The sequence below is a fragment of the Blastococcus colisei genome (genome assembly GCF_006717095.1).
GTDB classification, from domain to species: Bacteria; Actinomycetota; Actinomycetes; order Mycobacteriales; family Geodermatophilaceae; genus Blastococcus_B; species Blastococcus_B colisei.
In genome coordinates this window covers 163,601-180,967 of sequence record NZ_VFQE01000002.1, presented here as the reverse complement: position 1 = coordinate 180,967, position 17,367 = coordinate 163,601, and the positions used below count along the sequence as shown (strand labels likewise).

At 73.1% G+C, this 17,367-nt stretch carries 16 protein-coding genes; 8 read left to right on the top strand and 8 right to left on the bottom strand.

Features of this window, described 5'->3' with window-relative positions; genetic code table 11:
• Nucleotides 1–145: 145 nt before the first annotated feature.
• From FHU33_RS20325 to FHU33_RS20310, 4 genes are all read left to right on the top strand, one after another.
• Nucleotides 146–1,144, top strand: coding sequence for a hypothetical protein (locus FHU33_RS20325; RefSeq protein WP_246064036.1), 999 nt, complete (start codon nucleotides 146–148; stop codon nucleotides 1,142–1,144).
• Between the two features lie 180 nt (nucleotides 1,145–1,324).
• Nucleotides 1,325–3,064 carry an IS1182 family transposase gene (locus tag FHU33_RS20320; protein WP_142024161.1) on the top strand — a complete coding sequence of 580 codons (1,740 nt, stop codon included), beginning with the start codon at nucleotides 1,325–1,327 and terminating at the stop codon, nucleotides 3,062–3,064.
• 293 nt (nucleotides 3,065–3,357) lie between these two features.
• Nucleotides 3,358–3,705: a hypothetical protein gene (locus tag FHU33_RS20315; protein ID WP_142027433.1), complete on the top strand. Its 348-nt coding sequence runs from the start codon at nucleotides 3,358–3,360 to the stop codon at nucleotides 3,703–3,705.
• On the top strand, nucleotides 3,702–4,463 hold the full coding sequence (locus FHU33_RS20310) for a hypothetical protein (RefSeq protein ID WP_142027432.1): 762 nt from the start codon (nucleotides 3,702–3,704) through the stop codon (nucleotides 4,461–4,463). Before FHU33_RS20315 ends, FHU33_RS20310 begins: the two co-directional genes overlap by 4 nt.
• 18 nt (nucleotides 4,464–4,481) lie before the next feature.
• On the opposite strand, the gene FHU33_RS20305 is transcribed toward FHU33_RS20310, so the two are convergent.
• The 5 genes from FHU33_RS20305 to FHU33_RS20285 all read right to left on the bottom strand — a co-directional run bounded on the left by FHU33_RS20305 (nucleotide 4,482) and on the right by FHU33_RS20285 (nucleotide 11,827).
• A complete protein-coding gene (locus FHU33_RS20305) occupies nucleotides 4,482–6,488 on the bottom strand; it encodes an NlpC/P60 family protein (protein ID WP_246064034.1) in 2,007 nt (668 codons plus the stop codon).
• Nucleotides 6,489–6,674: 186 nt separating this feature from the next.
• Nucleotides 6,675–6,869 (bottom strand): hypothetical protein, encoded by a 195-nt coding sequence (locus FHU33_RS20300; RefSeq protein ID WP_142027431.1) that lies wholly within the window; start codon nucleotides 6,867–6,869, stop codon nucleotides 6,675–6,677.
• Between the two features lie 141 nt (nucleotides 6,870–7,010).
• The gene (locus FHU33_RS20295; protein WP_142027430.1) at nucleotides 7,011–8,327 is read right to left on the bottom strand and encodes a citrate synthase; all 1,317 of its coding nucleotides are present in this window, start codon (nucleotides 8,325–8,327) and stop codon (nucleotides 7,011–7,013) included.
• A 41-nt stretch (nucleotides 8,328–8,368) separates the two neighbouring features.
• Entirely contained in the window at nucleotides 8,369–10,255 is a 1,887-nt protein-coding gene (locus FHU33_RS20290; RefSeq protein ID WP_142027429.1) for a glycosyltransferase, read from the bottom strand.
• A gap of 168 nt (nucleotides 10,256–10,423) precedes the next feature.
• Nucleotides 10,424–11,827 (bottom strand): class II fumarate hydratase, encoded by a 1,404-nt coding sequence (locus tag FHU33_RS20285; protein WP_142027428.1) that lies wholly within the window; start codon nucleotides 11,825–11,827, stop codon nucleotides 10,424–10,426.
• A gap of 425 nt (nucleotides 11,828–12,252) precedes the next feature.
• Between FHU33_RS20285 and FHU33_RS20280 the strand changes: the two genes are divergently transcribed.
• Together FHU33_RS20280 and FHU33_RS20275 are read left to right on the top strand one after the other, a co-directional pair.
• A complete protein-coding gene (locus FHU33_RS20280) occupies nucleotides 12,253–12,678 on the top strand; it encodes a hypothetical protein (protein ID WP_142027427.1) in 426 nt (141 codons plus the stop codon).
• A 109-nt stretch (nucleotides 12,679–12,787) separates the two neighbouring features.
• Entirely contained in the window at nucleotides 12,788–13,588 is an 801-nt protein-coding gene (locus FHU33_RS20275; protein WP_142027426.1) for a hypothetical protein, read from the top strand.
• A gap of 25 nt (nucleotides 13,589–13,613) precedes the next feature.
• Here the strand turns inward: FHU33_RS20275 and glpX are convergent, their stop codons facing one another.
• Nucleotides 13,614–14,669: a class II fructose-bisphosphatase gene (glpX, locus tag FHU33_RS20270; RefSeq protein WP_211355292.1), complete on the bottom strand. Its 1,056-nt coding sequence runs from the start codon at nucleotides 14,667–14,669 to the stop codon at nucleotides 13,614–13,616.
• Between the two features lie 113 nt (nucleotides 14,670–14,782).
• On the opposite strand from glpX, the gene FHU33_RS20265 reads away from it, so the two are divergent.
• Both FHU33_RS20265 and FHU33_RS20260 read left to right on the top strand, forming a co-directional pair.
• Nucleotides 14,783–15,397: a DUF4245 domain-containing protein gene (locus FHU33_RS20265; protein ID WP_142027425.1), complete on the top strand. Its 615-nt coding sequence runs from the start codon at nucleotides 14,783–14,785 to the stop codon at nucleotides 15,395–15,397.
• A gap of 292 nt (nucleotides 15,398–15,689) precedes the next feature.
• Nucleotides 15,690–15,881, top strand: a complete 192-nt coding sequence (locus FHU33_RS20260; RefSeq protein WP_142027424.1) for a hypothetical protein — start codon at nucleotides 15,690–15,692, stop codon at nucleotides 15,879–15,881.
• 21 nt (nucleotides 15,882–15,902) lie between these two features.
• Here the strand turns inward: FHU33_RS20260 and FHU33_RS20255 are convergent, their stop codons facing one another.
• Both FHU33_RS20255 and xseA read right to left on the bottom strand, forming a co-directional pair.
• Nucleotides 15,903–16,121, bottom strand: coding sequence for an exodeoxyribonuclease VII small subunit (locus tag FHU33_RS20255; RefSeq protein WP_142027423.1), 219 nt, complete (start codon nucleotides 16,119–16,121; stop codon nucleotides 15,903–15,905).
• Nucleotides 16,118–17,353: an exodeoxyribonuclease VII large subunit gene (gene xseA / locus FHU33_RS20250; protein ID WP_142027422.1), complete on the bottom strand. Its 1,236-nt coding sequence runs from the start codon at nucleotides 17,351–17,353 to the stop codon at nucleotides 16,118–16,120. The genes FHU33_RS20255 and xseA overlap by 4 nt, the downstream gene beginning before the upstream one ends.
• Nucleotides 17,354–17,367: the final 14 nt, after the last annotated feature.

Genomic DNA, 17,367 nt, shown 5'->3' with positions numbered 1-17,367 from the left:
CGACGATCAGGTTCCCTGACCCAACGGGGTCCTCCCTCGCCGTCGACCGCGGGGGAGGACCCAGAACCGCGAGGTAGGACGCCGGTTGTCCACAGCCGGCGTCGAGGCGACCCGCAGTGCCGCGTCCCCCGCGAGACTTCCCGACGTGCATCCGGAGCTGAGTGCTGTCGCCGCCGGTCGCCTCGGCGTGTTCACCAGCCAGGAGGCGTTGAGGGTCGGGTACCGGGTGGAGGACATCCGCGCCGAGCTCCGCAGCCGGCGGTGGTCGCGACTCCGGAAGGGCATCTACATCGGCACGGACGGCCTGGTGTCGATGGACACCCGGGAGCGACACCTGATCGATTGCGTGGCAGTGCTGCTGAGCCTCGGTCCAGGACCTGTGCTGAGCCACGCCTCCGCGGCACGGCTGCACGAGCTGACCCTTCCCTGGCGCCACTCGTCGGAGGTGCGGGTCACGGCTGTCGACCAGTGGCGCCGGGGACGCGGGTACCGCGTGGCCCAGGCGACCATGACCGCTGACGAGACCGAACCGTGGTTGATGTTCGGGGCGATGTCGGTGCCTCGCACCCTGGTGGACTGTGCCCGTGAGTGGTCGCTGACCGACGCCGTCGTCGCCATGGACGCGGCGTTGTACGAGGAGAAGGCCACCCGCGCGGAGCTGGTCCGGGCCGTGCTCGGCGGGACTCACCGGGTCGGCATCGCCCAGGCGGCTCGGGCACTCAACCTGTCCGATGGGCGAGCGGAGTCACCGCTGGAGACTCGGGGACGCCTCGCCCTGCTGGCATCCGGACTTCCGCGGCCGGAGTTGCAGGTCGAGATCCATGACGCCGCAGGATTCGTCGGCCGTGTGGATGCCTGGTACGAGGACGCGGCGGTCGCCATCGAATTCGACGGGCAGGTGAAGTACACCGATCCGCAGTACGCATCCTCGCCTGGCGAGGTGCTGTGGAAGGAGAAGCGCCGGGAGGACCGGATGCGCGCGGTCGGGGTACGCGTCGTCCGCGTCGTGAACGACGATCTCGGCCCGCCGTGGCCGGAGATGGCAGCACGTATCGGCGGCCTGCTGGCGGCTCCCTATGTCGGGCCACGCCGCTTCCGGGCCGTGCCCACCGACGAGCCGGGCGGGGCAGTCGACGCAGCGTGATCCCGGGTAGCGCCGCCGTCCTACCTCGTGATCCAGGGTCCTCCCTCGCCGTCGACGATCCTGCTGGCCAATTCAGCGCGGCCTAGTGATCTTGGTTGGCGTGTTGTGTTGCCAGGTGGCCGGGGTTTGATGGTCCGGCGGCCGGTCTTCCCCCGTTCTCCCGGCCGTGGGGTGGTGCTGATGTGTGTGCAGCCGCAGTCATGGCCGGAGCCGGCACCGGAGGTGGCCGCCGCGGTGCGAGCGGCCTATCGGCGGCGGGAGTCGCCGTTGCCGGTGACGATTCGGGATCGGCTCGGTGAGTTGTTCCCGGACCGAGAGTTCACCGAGGCGTTCGGCGTGCGCGGCCGGCCGGGGTGGTCACCGGGTCGGCTGGCGCTGATCACGGTGTTGCAGATGGCTGAGAACCTGACCGATCGGCAGGCCGCCGAGGCGGTGCGGGACAAGATCTCGTGGAAGTACGCGTTGGGGCTGGGGCTGGATGAGGAGGGGTTCGACGCCTCGGTGCTGGCGGAGTTCCGAGCCCGGGTGCTCGCGCACAACCTGGAGCAGCGCGTGTTGGAGTTGCTGCTGGAGGTGTTGAAGGCCGAGGGGCTGGTGACCCCCCGCGGGCGTCAGCGCACCGACTCCACGCACGTGATCTCGGCGGTGCGCGACCTCAACCGGCTGGAGCTGGCCGGGGAGAGCGTGCGCGCGGCCGTCGAGGCGCTGGCGGCGGCGGCACCGGGCTGGTTGGCCGGCGTCGTGGACGTCGCCGACTGGGCGCACCGCTACGGCGCCCGGGTCGACAGCTGGCGGCTGCCGGCCTCCAAGGCCAAGCGGGCCGACCTGGCCGGCGACTTCGGCCGGGATGCGCTGAGGCTGCTGCGCGCGGTGTACGCCGAGCAGGCACCGGGCTGGCTGCGCGAGCTGCCCGCCGTGGATGTGCTGCGCCGGGTGCTGGTGCAGAACTATGTGCTCGGCACCGACACCAGCGGGCGGGAGGTGATCAGGATGCGGGAGGCGGCCGACGGTCTCCCGCCGGGCAGAGTGCGGATCAGCTCGCCGTATGACCCTGACGCCCGATGGGCGGCCAAGGGCGCAGACCTGATCTGGAACGGCTACAAGGTGCACCTGACCGAGACCTGCGACCCGCCAGCCCAGCACCCGGCCCAGCACCCGCCCGAGGAGACGGTCGGGCAGCGGCCGAACCTCATCGTCTCGGTGACCACCACCGACGCGTCGGTGCCGGACTCGGCGATGGTCGAGCCGATCCATGCCACGCTCGCGCAGCGGACTCTGCTGCCCGGCGAGCATCTGCTCGATTCCGGTTATCCCTCGGTCGCAGCAGTGCTCCAGACCGCCCGCCGGTGGGACGTCACGCTGGTCAGTCCGCTGCGCGCCGACCAGTCCCGGCAGGCCCGCGACGGGACCGGCTACGACCGAACCGCGTTCACCCTCGACTTCGACGCCCGGCAGGCCCGCTGCCCCCAGGGTCAGACCAGCACCTGGTGGACCCCGACCCGCGCCCAGCGCGGCACCGAAAAGATCAAGATTGGATTCACCGCCGACACCTGCCGCCCCTGCCCGGTCCGACAGCAGTGCACCCGTTCGACGCTGTCCCACGGGATCGGCCGCCAGCTCGCCGTGCCACCCCGCGAGGTCTACCAGGCCCAGCAGGCCGCCCGAGCCGAACAGAGCACCTTCGACTGGCGAACCCGCTACGCCGCCCGAGCCGGCATCGAGGGCACCATCGGTCAAGGCCTGGCGGTCACCAACCTGCGCTACGCCCGCTACCGCGGCCTGCCCAAAACCAGGCTGCAACACGTGTTCTCCGCCGTCGCGCTCAATCTGATCCGCCTGAGCGCCTACTGGAACGGACACCCTCTGGACCGAACCCGCACCAGCCACCTGACCCGCCTCGACCTCGCCCTGGCCGCCTGACGAATTGGCCAGCAGGATCGTCGACGGTGAGGGAGGACCCTCGATGATCAGGAACCCTGATCATCGAACGGAACGGCGCGCGGGCTGACGGCCACGGACGGGGAACGCGGGAGCCGACCTGGCGTCGAACGGTGCCACCACCGGTCGACGGCGGGAAATGCTGCCCGCAGGGGTCCGTCCGGGTGCCGGGCTGCCGATATCCACCACGTGACGCCCCGCAGCCGCACCCGCCACCGCGTCGCCGCGGTGCCGGACGGTGCCGGACGGCGACCCGCCGGCCACGGGTACCCGGAATGAGCGCCCTCCCGGCCGGCGAGTCCGGGGTCGAGATCCTCGTCCCGCACTGGCTCGCCGCCGATCAGCGGACGCAACTGGCCACGACGGTGCGTCAGGCCTTGACGAGTCGGCCGGTCCATCCCGTCGCCGCTCTCCACCTCGAGGACGTCCTCACCGAGCTCCACGTCGCCGCCGCCCGCGACGCTGTCTGGCCGGCGTCGGCGGCGCGGGTCCGGCGGGCCACCGGCTGGGACTCCGACGTGCTGCCGGTGCGGCTGAGCGCGGCCGAGCTGGCGAGCGTCCTGTCGCTGACCGAGCTGCCGGACCCAATCCGCGCGCTGCTCGACGGGAGTGCCGGCGAATGACCGACACCCGTTTCGGCGGCTCCGCCGGTCTCCTGCAGCGGCTGCGACCGGTGCGCATCGGCGTCGCGGACCTCCGCGAGGTGGCCGACACGGTGCTGCCGGCGCTGACCACCTCCCGCCTCCGACTCCACGTCGTCCAGCGCTCCGGCGCCGGGTCGCTGGTCGTGCTCGAGGAGGACGAGCGGCGGGTGCGGACCCACCTCGGCGAGCTCGCCGACGACATGACGCGTGCCGGGGTGTCCCCGACGCACGAGGGCATCGCCGCCGCGCTCGTCTCCTGGGTGGCCCACCGGCCGGTCACCGACGCCGCCGCCGCAGCCACCGGGATCGCCGTCCTCGACTGGTCCGACCGCAGCGAGACCTCCGTCGGCTGGCGCATCGTCGTCCGCCGGGGAGCGCTGGCCCTGCCGTGGACGCCGTCGTCCTCGGCGGACGCCGACACGATCGGGCGCACCCGTGCCTCGGCCACCGGTCGGGCGCACGACGTCCCGCTCACCCTGCGGGTGGAGGGGCCGGTCGCGCTCTGGGCGCACCCGGAGGTCCCCGTGCTCGCCAGCGCCGCGCTCGTCGCACCCCGCCGGATGCTCGAGCGGATCCAGGCTGCCGGACTGGACCTGACCGACATGCACGTCGTCGTCACGCCGCGACGGCCGGTGGCCTGCGCGGGCCCGGCGGTCGCGGCCCGCCTGGCGGGTGAGACGACGGAGGCGAGCGTCACGCTCGCCTGGTCGCGCCTCGCCGACCTGTCGTGGCTCTGAGGCCTGCCGGCCGCCCGGTCAGCTGATGTAGCCGTACTCCCAGTGCCACGGCTCCGGCTTCTCCCCGCCGGGGGAGGCCCAGGCCGGCTGGACGAATCCGAACCGTGCGGCGTTGGCCGTCATCCAGGTCCACTGCGCCGAGCCAGCGACGTTGATCCCGCCGCACAGGTCGACCGCCAGGGCCCAGCCGTGGTTCGACGTCCCGGGCACTGCCGCCAGCTTCGGCTTGCGGGCGAACGCCGAGACCTGCCCGCCGAGGGAGCGGTAGGAGTCGGTGATGCACAGCCGGGTGCCGAACGCGGCCGCGTAGGCGGCGTCGAGCTGCCCGTAGGACGCCGCGGCGTCGCAGCGCAAGGCGTGCCGGTGGACGCCGAGCCGGCACAGGGCGTCGCCCGGGATCTGACCGTTGCTCCAGCCACCCCAGGCCGCCGTGCGCTCGCCCGGCGGCGGCAGGGCCGCGCCACAGGCTCCGGCCTCGGCCACGGGCAGCGGCGCGTTGGCCTGCGCCGGCGCCGGCAGAGTCACGCGCGTCGCCGACGATCCGGCGGTCATGGGACGCACCGACACCTGGTAGGTGCCCGCCGAGGCCGCGATGACCTCACCGTCGCCGAGATAGATGCCGACGTCCTGCCCACCCGGCGCGTACACCAGGTCGCCGACCTGCACGTCGGCGAGGGGGACGGCCGCACCGGTCGCCCACTGGTCCTGCGGGGGCGCCGGGACGGCGTAGCCGGCCAGCAGCCAGGACGCCGAGGTGAAGCCGCCGCAGTCGTAGGTGTCGGGGCCGCTGGCGCCCGGGACGTAGGGCTTGCCCAGCTGGGACAGCGCGCTGCTGACCGCCGCGACCGTCTCGGCCGGCAGCACCGTGACGGGGCTGCTGCCGACGATCGCCCAGACGACCCCGGGGATCGGCTGACCGGACGCGTCGAGGGCGGGGGACAAGCCGCCGGGGAGGTTCGTGGGGTCGGCGATCTGCGCCGCAGTGGGAAGCTCGATGCCGGCGCCGCTCACCTGGGCGAGGTAGTGCTGCCAGCGGGCCACCGCCTGCTCGTTGCGCGCCTGCTGAGGCCCGGCGACCGGCACCACGCCCAGGCCGGCGAGCGCCGAGGTGATCTCCGGGGTCAGGTCGCCGACGGCCGACCGCACCGTCGCGAGGACGGCGTCGGCGCGGGCGCGGGCGGCCGCGACGGCCGACCGCGCCTGCGCGACGCGGCTGCCGGCGACGGCGAGGGACACGGTGGCGCGCTCGGCGCGGACGATGTCACCGGCCAGGGCGAGGTCGGCGCCATCGGCCACCGCCTGCCCGAGGAGGGCGCCGGCGGTGGCGTCCCCGTCGCGCACGCTGAGACCCAGGAGGGGATGGCGCTGCTGGGGGGTGGCCCGGTAGCGCTCCGCCGCCGTCGCGCCGATCGTCTGCTGCTGCGCCTGCACCTGTTCCAGGGCTGCCTGCTCGGTCTGGCGCGCCTGCTGCAGCTCGGTGCGTCGCTGGGCCACCTCCTGTTCCAGCTGCCGGTAGTGCCCGGCGTCCTGGAGCAGCGAGCTCTGTGCGGTGAGAGCGAGGGCCATGGTGTCGCTGGGGCCCTCGCCCGGTCCGGTGCCGTCGGTGCCGGGCAGCACCAGGGTGGCCACGACCGGCATCAGGAGCGTGCCCAGTGCGACCACCCGGAGACGGACGGACCAGCTCGCCCCGGTCCGGTCGGGGGACCGAGTGGGCTTCCGCCGGGCGGGGCGGGTCGCCGGGCGCTGGGTCGTCGGGCGCTGGGTCGTCGGGCGCTGGGTCGTCGACCGCGCCGCGGCAGGACGGCGGGCGGGGGAGCGGCCGGTCGTCCGGGCAGCGCCCGGAGCGGTGCGCACGGCGGCACCGGTCGCGGTGCGGAGGGCGGCGGCCTGTGCGGGCGTGAGGGGCTGGCCGGCGGCGAGCGCCGAGCGCAGTGCGAGCGCCTCGCGGAGCGCCTGCGCCTCGCGGGCGCTGGGGACCGGCCGGGCGGGGCCCCCGGGACGGGGAGACGTGCGCGATGCAGGCACTGCAGCGTCCCCCGGCGGTCTCGTCGTTCCGTGGCCTGCTCCGGCTGCGGGTGCAGCCGAAGCGTTCTGACCTCGTATCGACGTGCCGAGGGGGATCGCTGAACGGGGGTGTGCGGGCGCTTCACCCCTCGGGGTGAGGGTGAACCTTCCGGGGGGACGGCGTCGGTGACCCGTGCGGGGGAGGGGTCAGGGCGCCCACCAGGCGCCGTGGCGATGGGTCAGGGGGATGCGCAGCTCGCCGCCGTCCTCGGTGGAGACGACGACCTCGACCTTGCTGATGCGGACCGGCGGACCGTCGCCGTCCGGCTCCAGCATGCTGCCGCTGGCGAGGGGGATCGGAGGCACGACGAGGACGTCGTCGCCCGACGGCGGCTCGGTCATCACGGTCCTCCTGGGGTGCGCTGCCCTCGGTGGGCGCCCCCACCGTAGGGGGCGGCGTCGGCGGGCAGGGATCGGGCCGGGCAGCCCTCCCAGGTGGGAAGGCTGCCCGGCCCGATGGCGCCGGAGTGCCGGGCGGTCAGGTCAGCGCTGCGCCAGCGGGACGAAGTTCCGCTCCGTCTCGCCGGTGTAGAGCTGTCGCGGACGGCCGATCTTGGTGGACGGGTCGGCGATCATCTCGCGCCACTGCGCGATCCAGCCGGGCAGCCGGCCCAGCGCGAACAGCACCGTGAACATCCGGGTCGGGAAGCCCATCGCCCGGTAGATCAGGCCGGTGTAGAAGTCGACGTTCGGGTAGAGCTTGCGCTGGATGAAGAACTCGTCCTCCAGCGCGATCTCCTCGAGCTGGCGGGCCAGGTCGAGCAGCTCGTTGTTGCCACCCAGCTTGTCCAGCACGGTGTCCGCGGTGGACTTCACGATCGCCGCGCGCGGGTCGTAGTTCTTGTAGACGCGGTGGCCGAAGCCCATCAGCTTGACGCCGGGCTCCTTGTTCTTCACCCGCTCGACGAAGCGCGGGATGTTCCCGCCGTCGCGCTGGATGGCCTCCAGCATCTCCAGCACCGACTGGTTCGCGCCGCCGTGCAGCGGGCCGAAGAGCGCGTTGATGCCGGCCGAGACCGAGGCGAACAGGTTGGCGTGCGAGCTGCCCACCAGGCGCACGGTCGACGTGGAGCAGTTCTGCTCGTGGTCGGCGTGCAGGATGAACAGCATGTCCAGCGCCTTGACCAGGTCGGGGTCCTGCTCGTAGGGCTCGGCCGGGAAGCCGAACGTCATCCGCAGGAAGTTCTCCACCAACCCGCAGGAGTTGTCCGGGTACAGGAACGGCTGACCGACCGACTTCTTGTACGCGTAGGCGGCGATGGTCGGCAGCTTCGCGATCAGGCGCAGCGTGGAGATCTCCACCTGCTCCTCGTCGAACGGGTCGAGCGAGTCCTGGTAGAAGGTCGACAGCGCGCTGACCGCGGAGGAGAGCACCGGCATCGGGTGCGCGTCCCGCGGGAAGCCCTTGAAGAACTGCTTGAGGTCCTCGTGCAGGAGGGTGTGCCGGCGGATCCGCTGGTCGAACGCGCCGAGCTGGTCGGCGGTGGGCAGTTCGCCGTAGATCAGCAGGTAGGTGACCTCGAGGAAGCTCGACTGCCCGGCGAGCTGGTCGATCGGATAGCCGCGGTAGCGCAGGATCCCGGCGTCACCGTCGATGTAGGTGATCGCCGAGGTGCAGGAGGCCGTGTTCACGAAGCCGATGTCGAGGGCGACCTTGCCGGTCGTCGCCAGCAGCTTGCTCGTGTCGAAGCCGTCGGCGCCCTCGGACGCCTCGACGACGGGAAGGGGTAGTTCTCCACCGGGGTAGCGCAGGGCCACGTCGGCGGAGCCGACTACGGGTGCGCGATCTGTCTCACTCATCACGGGGAGACGTTAGGCCCCTATCGGCCGGCGAGCGACCCTCACACGGCGAGCGGCTGCAGTTCCTGGGCGTGGGCGGTCGCCGAAAGGACGCCGCCCAACAGCGGTGAGGACACCAGCCGCTCGACCCGGTCGAGGGCCTCGTCCGTCGGCGTCAGTTCCCCGGGCACCGTGACGGTGCTGTGTGGCGCGTGGCTCTCCAGCCCGATGTCGCCGCAGTCGTCCGGGGTCTGCCCCACGTCGGCGAGCAGTGCGGTCAGGCAGGCGACGCTGCGCGTCCCCTGCACGTCGTCGTCCGCGACGAACGGCAGGCTCACCCTCAGACGCGGGTGGACGGCAGCGAGCGCGAGCAACCGGCTCGTCCATGCCGGGTGGTCCTGCCACCCCTGTGCCACACGGGCGAGGATCGGAGAGTCCACCTCGCGGATGAGCGCCGCGCTCAGGTCCGACTCCATCGTGGCGTCGAACAGGGTCCCGAGGGGCCCGGCCATGCGTCGAGGATCGGGGCTGGCCGGAGCCGGGGAGAACGCGCTGAGCAACAGGGCGCCGTACCGGTCGTCCGTGGGCGAATCCCCCAGCTCGTCGATGCTGCCGGCCGGGAGAGAGCGTGCCTGCTCGTACAGGGACTCCAGCCGCGAGCGCCATCCGGATCCGTCGTGCACCGCGAGCACCCCGGCCCGGGCGTCGGCCCCCTCCGACCGCCTCAGCTCGGGGTCGACGGCGAGGCGGCGCACGGCCACGGCGAACTGCTCGGGGGTGGTCGCGACGGGGCGCTCGTCGAGTCCGGGAGAGCACGTCTGGAAGATGCGCGCAGGATCCCCCTCGGGGGCGTCGGCCAGCGCGACGACCGGCAGACCGAGCATGGCCGCCTCCAGCGGCGTCGTCCCGGCTCGGGTCGGGTAGGACTCGAGGTAGATGTCGCCGAGGGCGAAGTACGGGGCAGAGTCGGGCACCCTCCCCACCACGAAGACCCGTCCGGGGTAGCGCTTGCTCAGGCGGTCCCAGTTCGCGTCGGGCGTGACGCCGACGAGCACGAAGCTCAGCTGAGGGGACCAGTGCAGGACGCGGTCGAGCACGTGGTGCATCCCGCGACCCCAGCAGGCGGCCACCTTCCAGTTGTCGCTGACGGTCAGGGCCACGACGGCGTCGGGGCGGATGCCGAGTTCGCGGCGCAGCGCGTCGCCCGGGGACGACGTCATCGCCTCGACCGGCATGGGCAGCACGCCGATCCGCGCGTCGGGCACGCGGCGCAGTTCGACGTCGAGCTCGCGGGCATGGGTGCGCAGGTCGCACAGCAGATCAGCGCCGGCGACGCCGAGCCAGAACGAGAGGTCGGCATGGTTCTCGTACACCACGGGCGGACGGACGCCGGGCAGGTTGACGGCGGCGAGCGCGACGGCGTCGTAGGGGTGCACGTGCAGGACGACGAGATCCGCCCGGTCCATGTGCTGGCGGAGTGCGCGGGCCCGGTCCAGGAGGTCGTGGGCGGTCGATCGCAGGTCGTGCAGGTCACCGCCCGCGTCGCGCACCGACTCGACGAGGCGGTCGGGTACCGGACCGAGCTGGTTGGTCAGGACGACGTCGCTGGTGCGCTCGTCCAGGTTCATCCACCGCCACACCAGCCGGGTGTGACCACCGATGGAGTAGGCCTCGGACAGGACGTGCAGGATCCGTCCCCGGCGGCGCTCGCCGTCGACCTCGACCCGGCCCGAACCCCGGACGGCGCGGACCACGGTGCGCTCGAGGCGTAGATCGCTCAGCAGACCCACCGGAGCGAGCCAGGCGTAGTTGCCGGCCAGCATCGCCGCCCGGAGCGTGTGTTCCACGTCGCCCTGCCCGGCGTAGTGCCGGGCCATCTCGACCAGGAGTTCGTAGTGTCGCCGGTTCTCGGCGATGACTCCGGGTGAGTGGTCCGGGGGACGGTGCACGGCTCAGCCTCCAGCGCTACGGGCGAGGCCGGTCCCCGTCCACGTCTCACTGAATCGGCAGGTGCCGGCTCCGCAGTGACCCCGGGCGCCGCCGCTGGGCCCGACCCTCGGGCGGGCAGGCCGTGGTGTCCCGCGCTGGACGCGACACCGGACCGCCCGCCCCCTTCGTCACGGGTGGGTCATCGAGAGGACGTCGAGAGCCTCGTCGAGCTGCTGCTCGGTGAGCTTGCCCTGCTCCACGTAGCCGCGCTCCAGGACGACCTGGCGGATCGTCTTCTGCTCCTTCAGCGACTGCTTGGCCACGATCGCCGCTTCCTCGTAGCCGATGTACTTGTTCAGCGGCGTCACGATCGAGGGCGAGGACTCGGCCAGCTCGCGGCACCGGTCCACGTTGGCGGTGATGCCGTCGACGGTCCGGTCGGCCAGGATGCGGCTGACGTTGGCCAGCAGGCGGATGGACTCCAGCACGTTGCGGGCCATCAGCGGCAGGGTCACGTTGAGCTCGAAGTTGCCCGTCGTCCCGGCGAAGGTGACGGCGGCGTCGTTGCCGATGACCTGGGCGGCGACCTGGATGGTCGCCTCCGGGATCACCGGGTTCACCTTGCCCGGCATGATCGAGCTGCCCGGCTGGAGGTCGGGGAGGAAGATCTCGCCGAGCCCGGTCCGCGGGCCCGAACCCATCCAGCGCAGGTCGTTGGCGATCTTCACCAGGCCGACGGCGATGGTCTTGAGCTGGCCCGAGGCCTCCACCAGCGCGTCCCGCGAGCTCTGCGCCTCGAAGTGGTTGCGCGCCTCCGAGAGCGGCAGGTCCATGTCGGCGGCGAGCATCTCGATGATGGCGGCGGCGAAGCCGGGCGGGGTGTTGATGCCGGTGCCCACCGCTGTGCCGCCCAGCGGCAGCTCGCCGACCCGGGGGAGCGAGGCCTGCAGGCGCTCGACGCCGTAGCGGACGGCTGCCGCGTAGCCGCCGAACTCCTGGCCCAGGGTGACCGGGGTGGCGTCCATCAGGTGGGTCCGGCCGCTCTTGACGACCTCGGCGAACTCCTCGGCCTTGCGCTCCAGGGAGGCCTCGAGGTGCTGCAGCGCCGGGATCAGCGTCACGACGATGGCGCGGGTGGCGGCGATGTGGATCGCCGACGGGAAGACATCGTTGGACGACTGCGATGCGTTGACGTGGTCGTTCGGGTGCACGGGCCGGCCGAGCGCCTCGGTGGCGAGGGTGGCGATGACCTCGTTGGTGTTCATGTTGCTCGACGTCCCCGAACCGGTCTGGAAGACGTCGATCGGGAAGTGCTCGTCGAACTCTCCGGTGGCCACGCGCGTGGCGGCCTCGGCGACGGCGGCGGCGATCTCGCGGTCGAGCACCCCGAGGTCGGCGTTCACCGTGGCGGCGGCACCCTTGATCGCGGCCAGCGCACCGATGAGCTCCCGTTCGATGGGGGTTCCCGAGATCGGGAAGTTCTCGACGGCGCGCTGGGTCTGGGCCCGCCACTTCGCCCAGGCCGGAACGCGGACCTCCCCCATGGAGTCGTGTTCGATGCGGTACTCGGTGCCGTCCTGCTGAGGGGCCACGCTGCGCTCCCGGGTGTGGTGGATGGTGACAGTGCTCCGCAAGGGACCCTAGACATCAGCGGGTGGACGTGCGGTTCCGGTCCGGTCCCGGGGAGCCGATGACGGCGGCGACGGCGGGACCCTGCCGGCCGCACGCATCGAGCCGAGGAGTTCCCTTGTCGCAACCGCCCACCCCGCCCGTGGACGGTCCGGCGCCGTCGTCCCCGCAGCCGTCGGGTCAGCCCTCCGCTCAGTCCTCGGCCGAGGCGGCGACGCGGTCGGACCCCTCGGGTTGGGCGCCGCCGCCAACGCCGTCCTGGGCGCCGTCCTGGGCGCCGTCCTGGGCGCCGCCCGTCCCTCCTGGCGGGCCGGTCGCCGGTTCCCAGGCCTCCGGTCCGCATGCGGCCGCTCCCGCGCGGCCGACGGGGACGCTCCTGCTCGCGCTGGTGGCCGTGGCCGGATTGCTGATCGGAGTGGTCGGCTCCGGCCTCGTGGTCACGGCGCTGTTCACCGCCAGCGCCGAGGACATCGGCCAGGAGATGGCCGAGCGAGTGGGATCCGCCGTCGAGCGGGGCATCGTCGACGGGACCAGACAGGCGATGGAGGAGGCGATGGGTGCCTTCCCCGAGGACCTGGGGTTCCCGAGTGGACCGGTTCCGACCTCTGAGCAGTTCCCGCCCGTGCCGCCGGAGGACTTGGGGCCCGATCCCGTCCTCGACGACTACGCCCAGCTGTGCTTCGACGGGGCGCTGCAGGCGTGCGATGACCTCCTGTACGAGTCGCCCCCGATGTCGGACTACGAGACCTACGCGACCACCTGCGGTGGCCGGGTGAAGGAGTACACCGTCATGAGCTGCACCGAGCTGGAGTAGCCCAGGCGGGTGCCCCGGGAATTGGCGCGAGCAGCGCCGGCTGTGGCGGCGGGGCTCCGGGCCCTACCATCCACGAGCGCTGATCCCGTCGCCGCCTCGAGGAGTGCCCATGTCCCAGCCGCCGTACCCGCCGCAGGGCGGCAACGAGCCTGGTGGAGAGCATCCTGGCCGGCCGGGGTGGAACCCGCCGAACGGTGCCGACGAGCCCACCCGACAGTTCGGTCCTCCGGGTGGCGAGGGGCAGCGCGACCAGACGCGGCAGTTCGGTCAGCCGGGCTACGGCCAGCAGCAGCCCTACGGCCAACAGCAGCCCTACGGGCAGCAGCCGGGTCAGCCGCCGCCGTACGGGCAGCTGCCGCCGTACGGGCAGCCGCCGTACGGGCAGCCCGGCTACGGGCAGCAGCCCTATGGCCAGTACGGGCAGCCCGGCCAGCAGTGGGGCCCGCCCGGTGGGCAGCCGCCGAAGAGCAACAAGAGCACGCTGGTCGCCCTGGCGGTCGCGGGCGTGGTGGTGCTGGCCGCCGTAGGTGTAGCCCTGTGGTTGCTGCTGCGCGACGAGGGCGGCGGCTCCACCGCCGCCGTCTCGACCTCGAGCGCCAGCAGCAGCGAGGCCAGCCCCTCCACTTCCGAGCGCAGCAGCCCCTCGAGCTCCCGCCCGTCCTCCGCCCCGACCGAGTCCGAGCCGTCCGGGGAGATTCCGCCGCCCACCGTGACACCGGAGGGACTCGGGAACGACCCGCTGCTGGACGGCTATGCCCAGGACTGCTACGGCGGCGACATGGACGCCTGCGACTCGCTGTTCCTGGAGTCCGACTTCGACTCGGCCTACGAGGACTACGGCGACACGTGCGCAGGCCGGCAGCCGGTCGGCACGGGCATCCTCTGCACGGTGACCTTCCCGACCGACTGATCGCGCCCTGCCGGGGGGCCCGGCCCTAGCCCTGCCCGTCCTCCCGGTCGAAGGGCACCGCGGAGTAGGCGCGCAGCTTCTCCAGCGAGTGCAGGCTGTCGATCGAGCGGATCGTCCCCGACCTCGACCGCATCACCAGCGACTGCGTGGTGCAGCCGCCGGAGCTGTAGCGGACGCCGCGGAGCAGCTCGCCGTCGGTGATGCCCGTGGCCACGAAGAAGACGTCACCGCGGACCAGGTCGTCGATGTGCAGCACCCGGTCGAGGTCGTGCCCGGCGTCGATCGCCTTCTGCCGCTCGTCGTCGTCCTTGGGCCATAGCTTGCCCTGCAGCGACCCGCCCATGCACTTGAGCGCGCAGGCCGCGATGATCCCCTCGGGCGTCCCCCCGATGCCGAGCAGCAGGTCCACGCCGGTGCCCTCGCGGGCGGCGGCGATCGCGCCGGCGACGTCGCCGTCGGTGATGAACGTGATGCGGGCGCCCGCCTCGCGCACCTCGTGGACGAGCTGCTCGTGGCGCGGGCGGTCGAGGATGCACACGGTGACGTCGCCCCGAGAGCTCTTCTTCGCCTTGGCGATCCGCCGGATGTTCTCGGCGACCGGGGCGGTGATGTCGACGACGTCGGCAGCGGCGGGGCCGGTGGCCAGCTTCTCCATGTAGAAGACCGCCGACGGGTCGTACATCGCCCCGCGCTCGGCCACGGCCATGACGGCGATGGCGTTGGGCATGCCCTTGGCCATCAGGGTGGTGCCGTCGATCGGGTCGACGGCGACGTCGCACTCCGGCCCCTGCCCGTCGCCGACCTGCTCGCCGTTGTAGAGCATCGGCGCTTCGTCCTTCTCGCCCTCGCCGATGACGACGACGCCTCGCATGCTCACCGTGCCGATGAGGGCGCGCATGGCGTCGACCGCGGCGCCGTCGCCGCCGTTCTTGTCACCACGTCCCACCCAGCGCCCGGCCGCCATGGCCGCCGCCTCGGTCACCCGGACGAGCTCCAGGGCGAGGTTGCGGTCGGGGGCGGGCCGGTCGGTGCTGAAGCCATGGCTCGTGGGGAGGGGGCCTTCGGGAACGGGCAGCGACACGGGGACCTCCTGGAGAAGGACCCCGTCCTTCCCACCCTTCGCAAGCTCAGGGCGGGGCCCGGGACGGGGCCATGGGCGGCGAGGCGGAAGAACGTTGCTGCGATCCTAGGTGCATGACCGGAGCCGGCCCGACGAGCGAGCACGCACCCGACCCCGCGGAGCCGGCGACACCGCCGGTGTCGCCGGCCGTCGAGCGGGCGAACCGGATGAATGCGGCCAACATGGTGCGGTCGCTGCTGCCCCTGGTGGTCATCTGCCTGCTCATCGTCGGGTGGCAGGCATTCCGCTCGAGTCCGGACGTCGGTGTGCGCACGGTCGACCCGTCATCGGCGGTCCAGCTCGCCGCCGCGCGGGCCGGCTACGAGCTGCTGGTCCCGACCGGTCTGGACGAGGGCTACCGCCCGACCAGTGCCCGCACCGACGCCGGCGACGCGGGGGAGGGCGACCCGGTCACCCTTCAGATCGGCTACCTGACGCCGGAGGAGGAGTTCGCCGGGTTCGTGGTGAGCGACGACCGGGCCGCCGATCCGGTGGCCGCGGTCCTCGACGGCGCGGAGGAGCAGGGGACGGTCGAGCTCGCCGGCCGGAGCTGGGCCCGGTCGACGACGGTGGACGGCGAGACGGCGCTGTGGCGGGAGGCCGACGGGGTCACCGTCCTGGTGAGCGGCTCGGCGTCCGACGAGGAACTGCAGGTCATGGCGGAGTCGGTGGCGCCCTACACGGGTTGACCGGCGGTGCCGGGGCGGCAGCAGGATGACGATCCTGTGTCGAACATCACGACATGGTGTCTGACGGGTGCGTCGCGTGTCGGCTCGCGCCGGCTTCCGGGACGCTTCCGCCACACCAGCCACGCGAGTGACCTCGCACTCCCTCGGAGGAGCCTCGATGCCCCCTCGTGCCTACTGCCCCGGCGGCGACCACCGACCCCCGTCCTCGGGCGGCTCGTGTGCCTGCGGGATGGTGACCCGTGTCATGAGCCGAGCACCCGGAACCGAGCCGCGGCCTCTCGTGCCGCCGGACGTGCGTGACGCTCTCGCCCGCTGCCTCTACGACGGGCCGGGTGATCCGCTGGCTCCCGACGCCACCGACCACCGGCCGGACGACCTGCGGATGTCGGGCCTCCTGCGCCGGCGCGCCGACCGGATCATCGCGGCGATGGCCGCGGCCGGTCTGGTGGTCACCGCCGACGGCGGGCTCTCCCGGGCCGCCTGACGTCCGCGCGGACGGCGCCGGTCAGGACCGGTCGGCGTCGTCCGCCGGCGCGGCCGCGGCCAGCCGCTCCCTGGCCCGGTCCAGCCAGTGCTGGCAGAGCTTCGCCAGCTCCTCACCGCGCTCCCAGAGCGCCAGTGACTCCTCGAGCGTCAGGCCGCCGGCCTCGAGCCGGCGGACGACGTCGGCGAGCTCCTCGCGGGCCTGCTCGTAGGTGGTCGTCGGCTCGGCGTTCTCGGTCACGGTCGCTCATCCTCCCCGTCGCCGGGCAGCTCGACCCGCACGGGGATCCGGCCGTCGGCGACCCGGACGCGGAGTCGCTCTCCGTCGGTGACCTCCGCCGGGTCGCGGACCAGCGATCCGTCGGCCTTCTGGAGGACGGCGTACCCGCGCTCGAGGGTGGCAGCGGGGGACAGGGCCGCCACCCGGGCGCGGGCGTGCTCGAGGTCGCGCCCGGCCCCGTCGACCCGGTGCGCCAGGGTCCGGCGGGCGCGGGTCCGGAGGGAGACGACGTCCTCCTCCCGCCCGTGCAGCAGCCGATCGGGTGAGGCCAGCACCGGGCGGGTCCGCATCGACTCCAGCCATCGCTCCTGCTGCTCGACCCGGCCGGTGAGCACCTGGCGGGCCCGGGAGCGCAACCCGTCGACGAGACGGCGCTGCTCGCCGATCTCCGGCACCACGCGGTGGGCGGCGTCCGTGGGCGTCGCGGCACGGACGTCGGCGACGTGGTCGACCAGCGTGGTGTCCGTCTCGTGGCCGACCGCCGTGACGACCGGCGTGCGGGTCGCGGCGATGGCGCGCACGAGACCCTCGTCGGAGAAGGGCAGCAGGTCCTCGACCGAGCCGCCGCCACGGGCGATCACGATGACCTCGACCGCGTGGTCGGCATCGAGCCGGCGCAGGCCCTCGATCACGTTGGCCGCGGCCTGCGGGCCCTGGACGGCGCAGTTGAACATCTCGAAGCGGATCGCCGGCCACCGCCGCCGCGCCGTCACCAGGACGTCGCGTTCGGCGGCGCTGTCCCGGCCGGTGATGACGCCGACCACGGCGGGGGCGAAGGGGAGGGGGCGCTTGCGGGCGGCGTCGAAGAGGCCCTCGGCCGCCAGCAGCCGACGGATGCGCTCGATGCGGGCCAGCAGCTCACCGAGGCCGACCGCGCGGATCTCGGTGGCCCGCAGCGAGAACGAGCCCCTGGCGACGTAGTAGTCGGGGCGCGCCCGCACGATCACGCGGGCGCCCTCGGTCAGCTCCAGGCCGGGGCGCTCGGCGACGTCGCGGTGACAGGTGACCGGCACGGACAGATCCGCGGCCGGGTCCCGCAGGGTGAGGAAGACGGTCGCCGCCCCACCGCGGCGGGAGAGCTGGGCGACCTGCCCCTCGACCCAGACCTCACCGAGGCGGCCGATCCAGTCGGCGATCTTGCGCGCGACGGTGCGGACCGGCCAGGGCGCCTCGGGGGAGGAGGGGGCGGTCACACCCCCGAGCGTGC

What these genes read in the sequence shown, in the direction of transcription:
- FHU33_RS20310 (WP_142027432.1), top strand. Translation starts at nt 3,702, where the DNA reads ATGACCGACACCCGTTTCGGCGGCTCCGCCGGTCTCCTGCAGCGGCTG.
- FHU33_RS20320 (WP_142024161.1), top strand. Translation starts at nt 1,325, where the DNA reads ATGTGTGTGCAGCCGCAGTCATGGCCGGAGCCGGCACCGGAGGTGGCC.
- FHU33_RS20315 (WP_142027433.1), top strand. Translation starts at nt 3,358, where the DNA reads ATGAGCGCCCTCCCGGCCGGCGAGTCCGGGGTCGAGATCCTCGTCCCG.
- FHU33_RS20275 (WP_142027426.1), top strand. Translation starts at nt 12,788, where the DNA reads ATGTCCCAGCCGCCGTACCCGCCGCAGGGCGGCAACGAGCCTGGTGGA.
- FHU33_RS20295 (WP_142027430.1), bottom strand. Translation starts at nt 8,327, where the DNA reads ATGAGTGAGACAGATCGCGCACCCGTAGTCGGCTCCGCCGACGTGGCC.
- FHU33_RS20300 (WP_142027431.1), bottom strand. Translation starts at nt 6,869, where the DNA reads ATGACCGAGCCGCCGTCGGGCGACGACGTCCTCGTCGTGCCTCCGATC.
- FHU33_RS20265 (WP_142027425.1), top strand. Translation starts at nt 14,783, where the DNA reads ATGACCGGAGCCGGCCCGACGAGCGAGCACGCACCCGACCCCGCGGAG.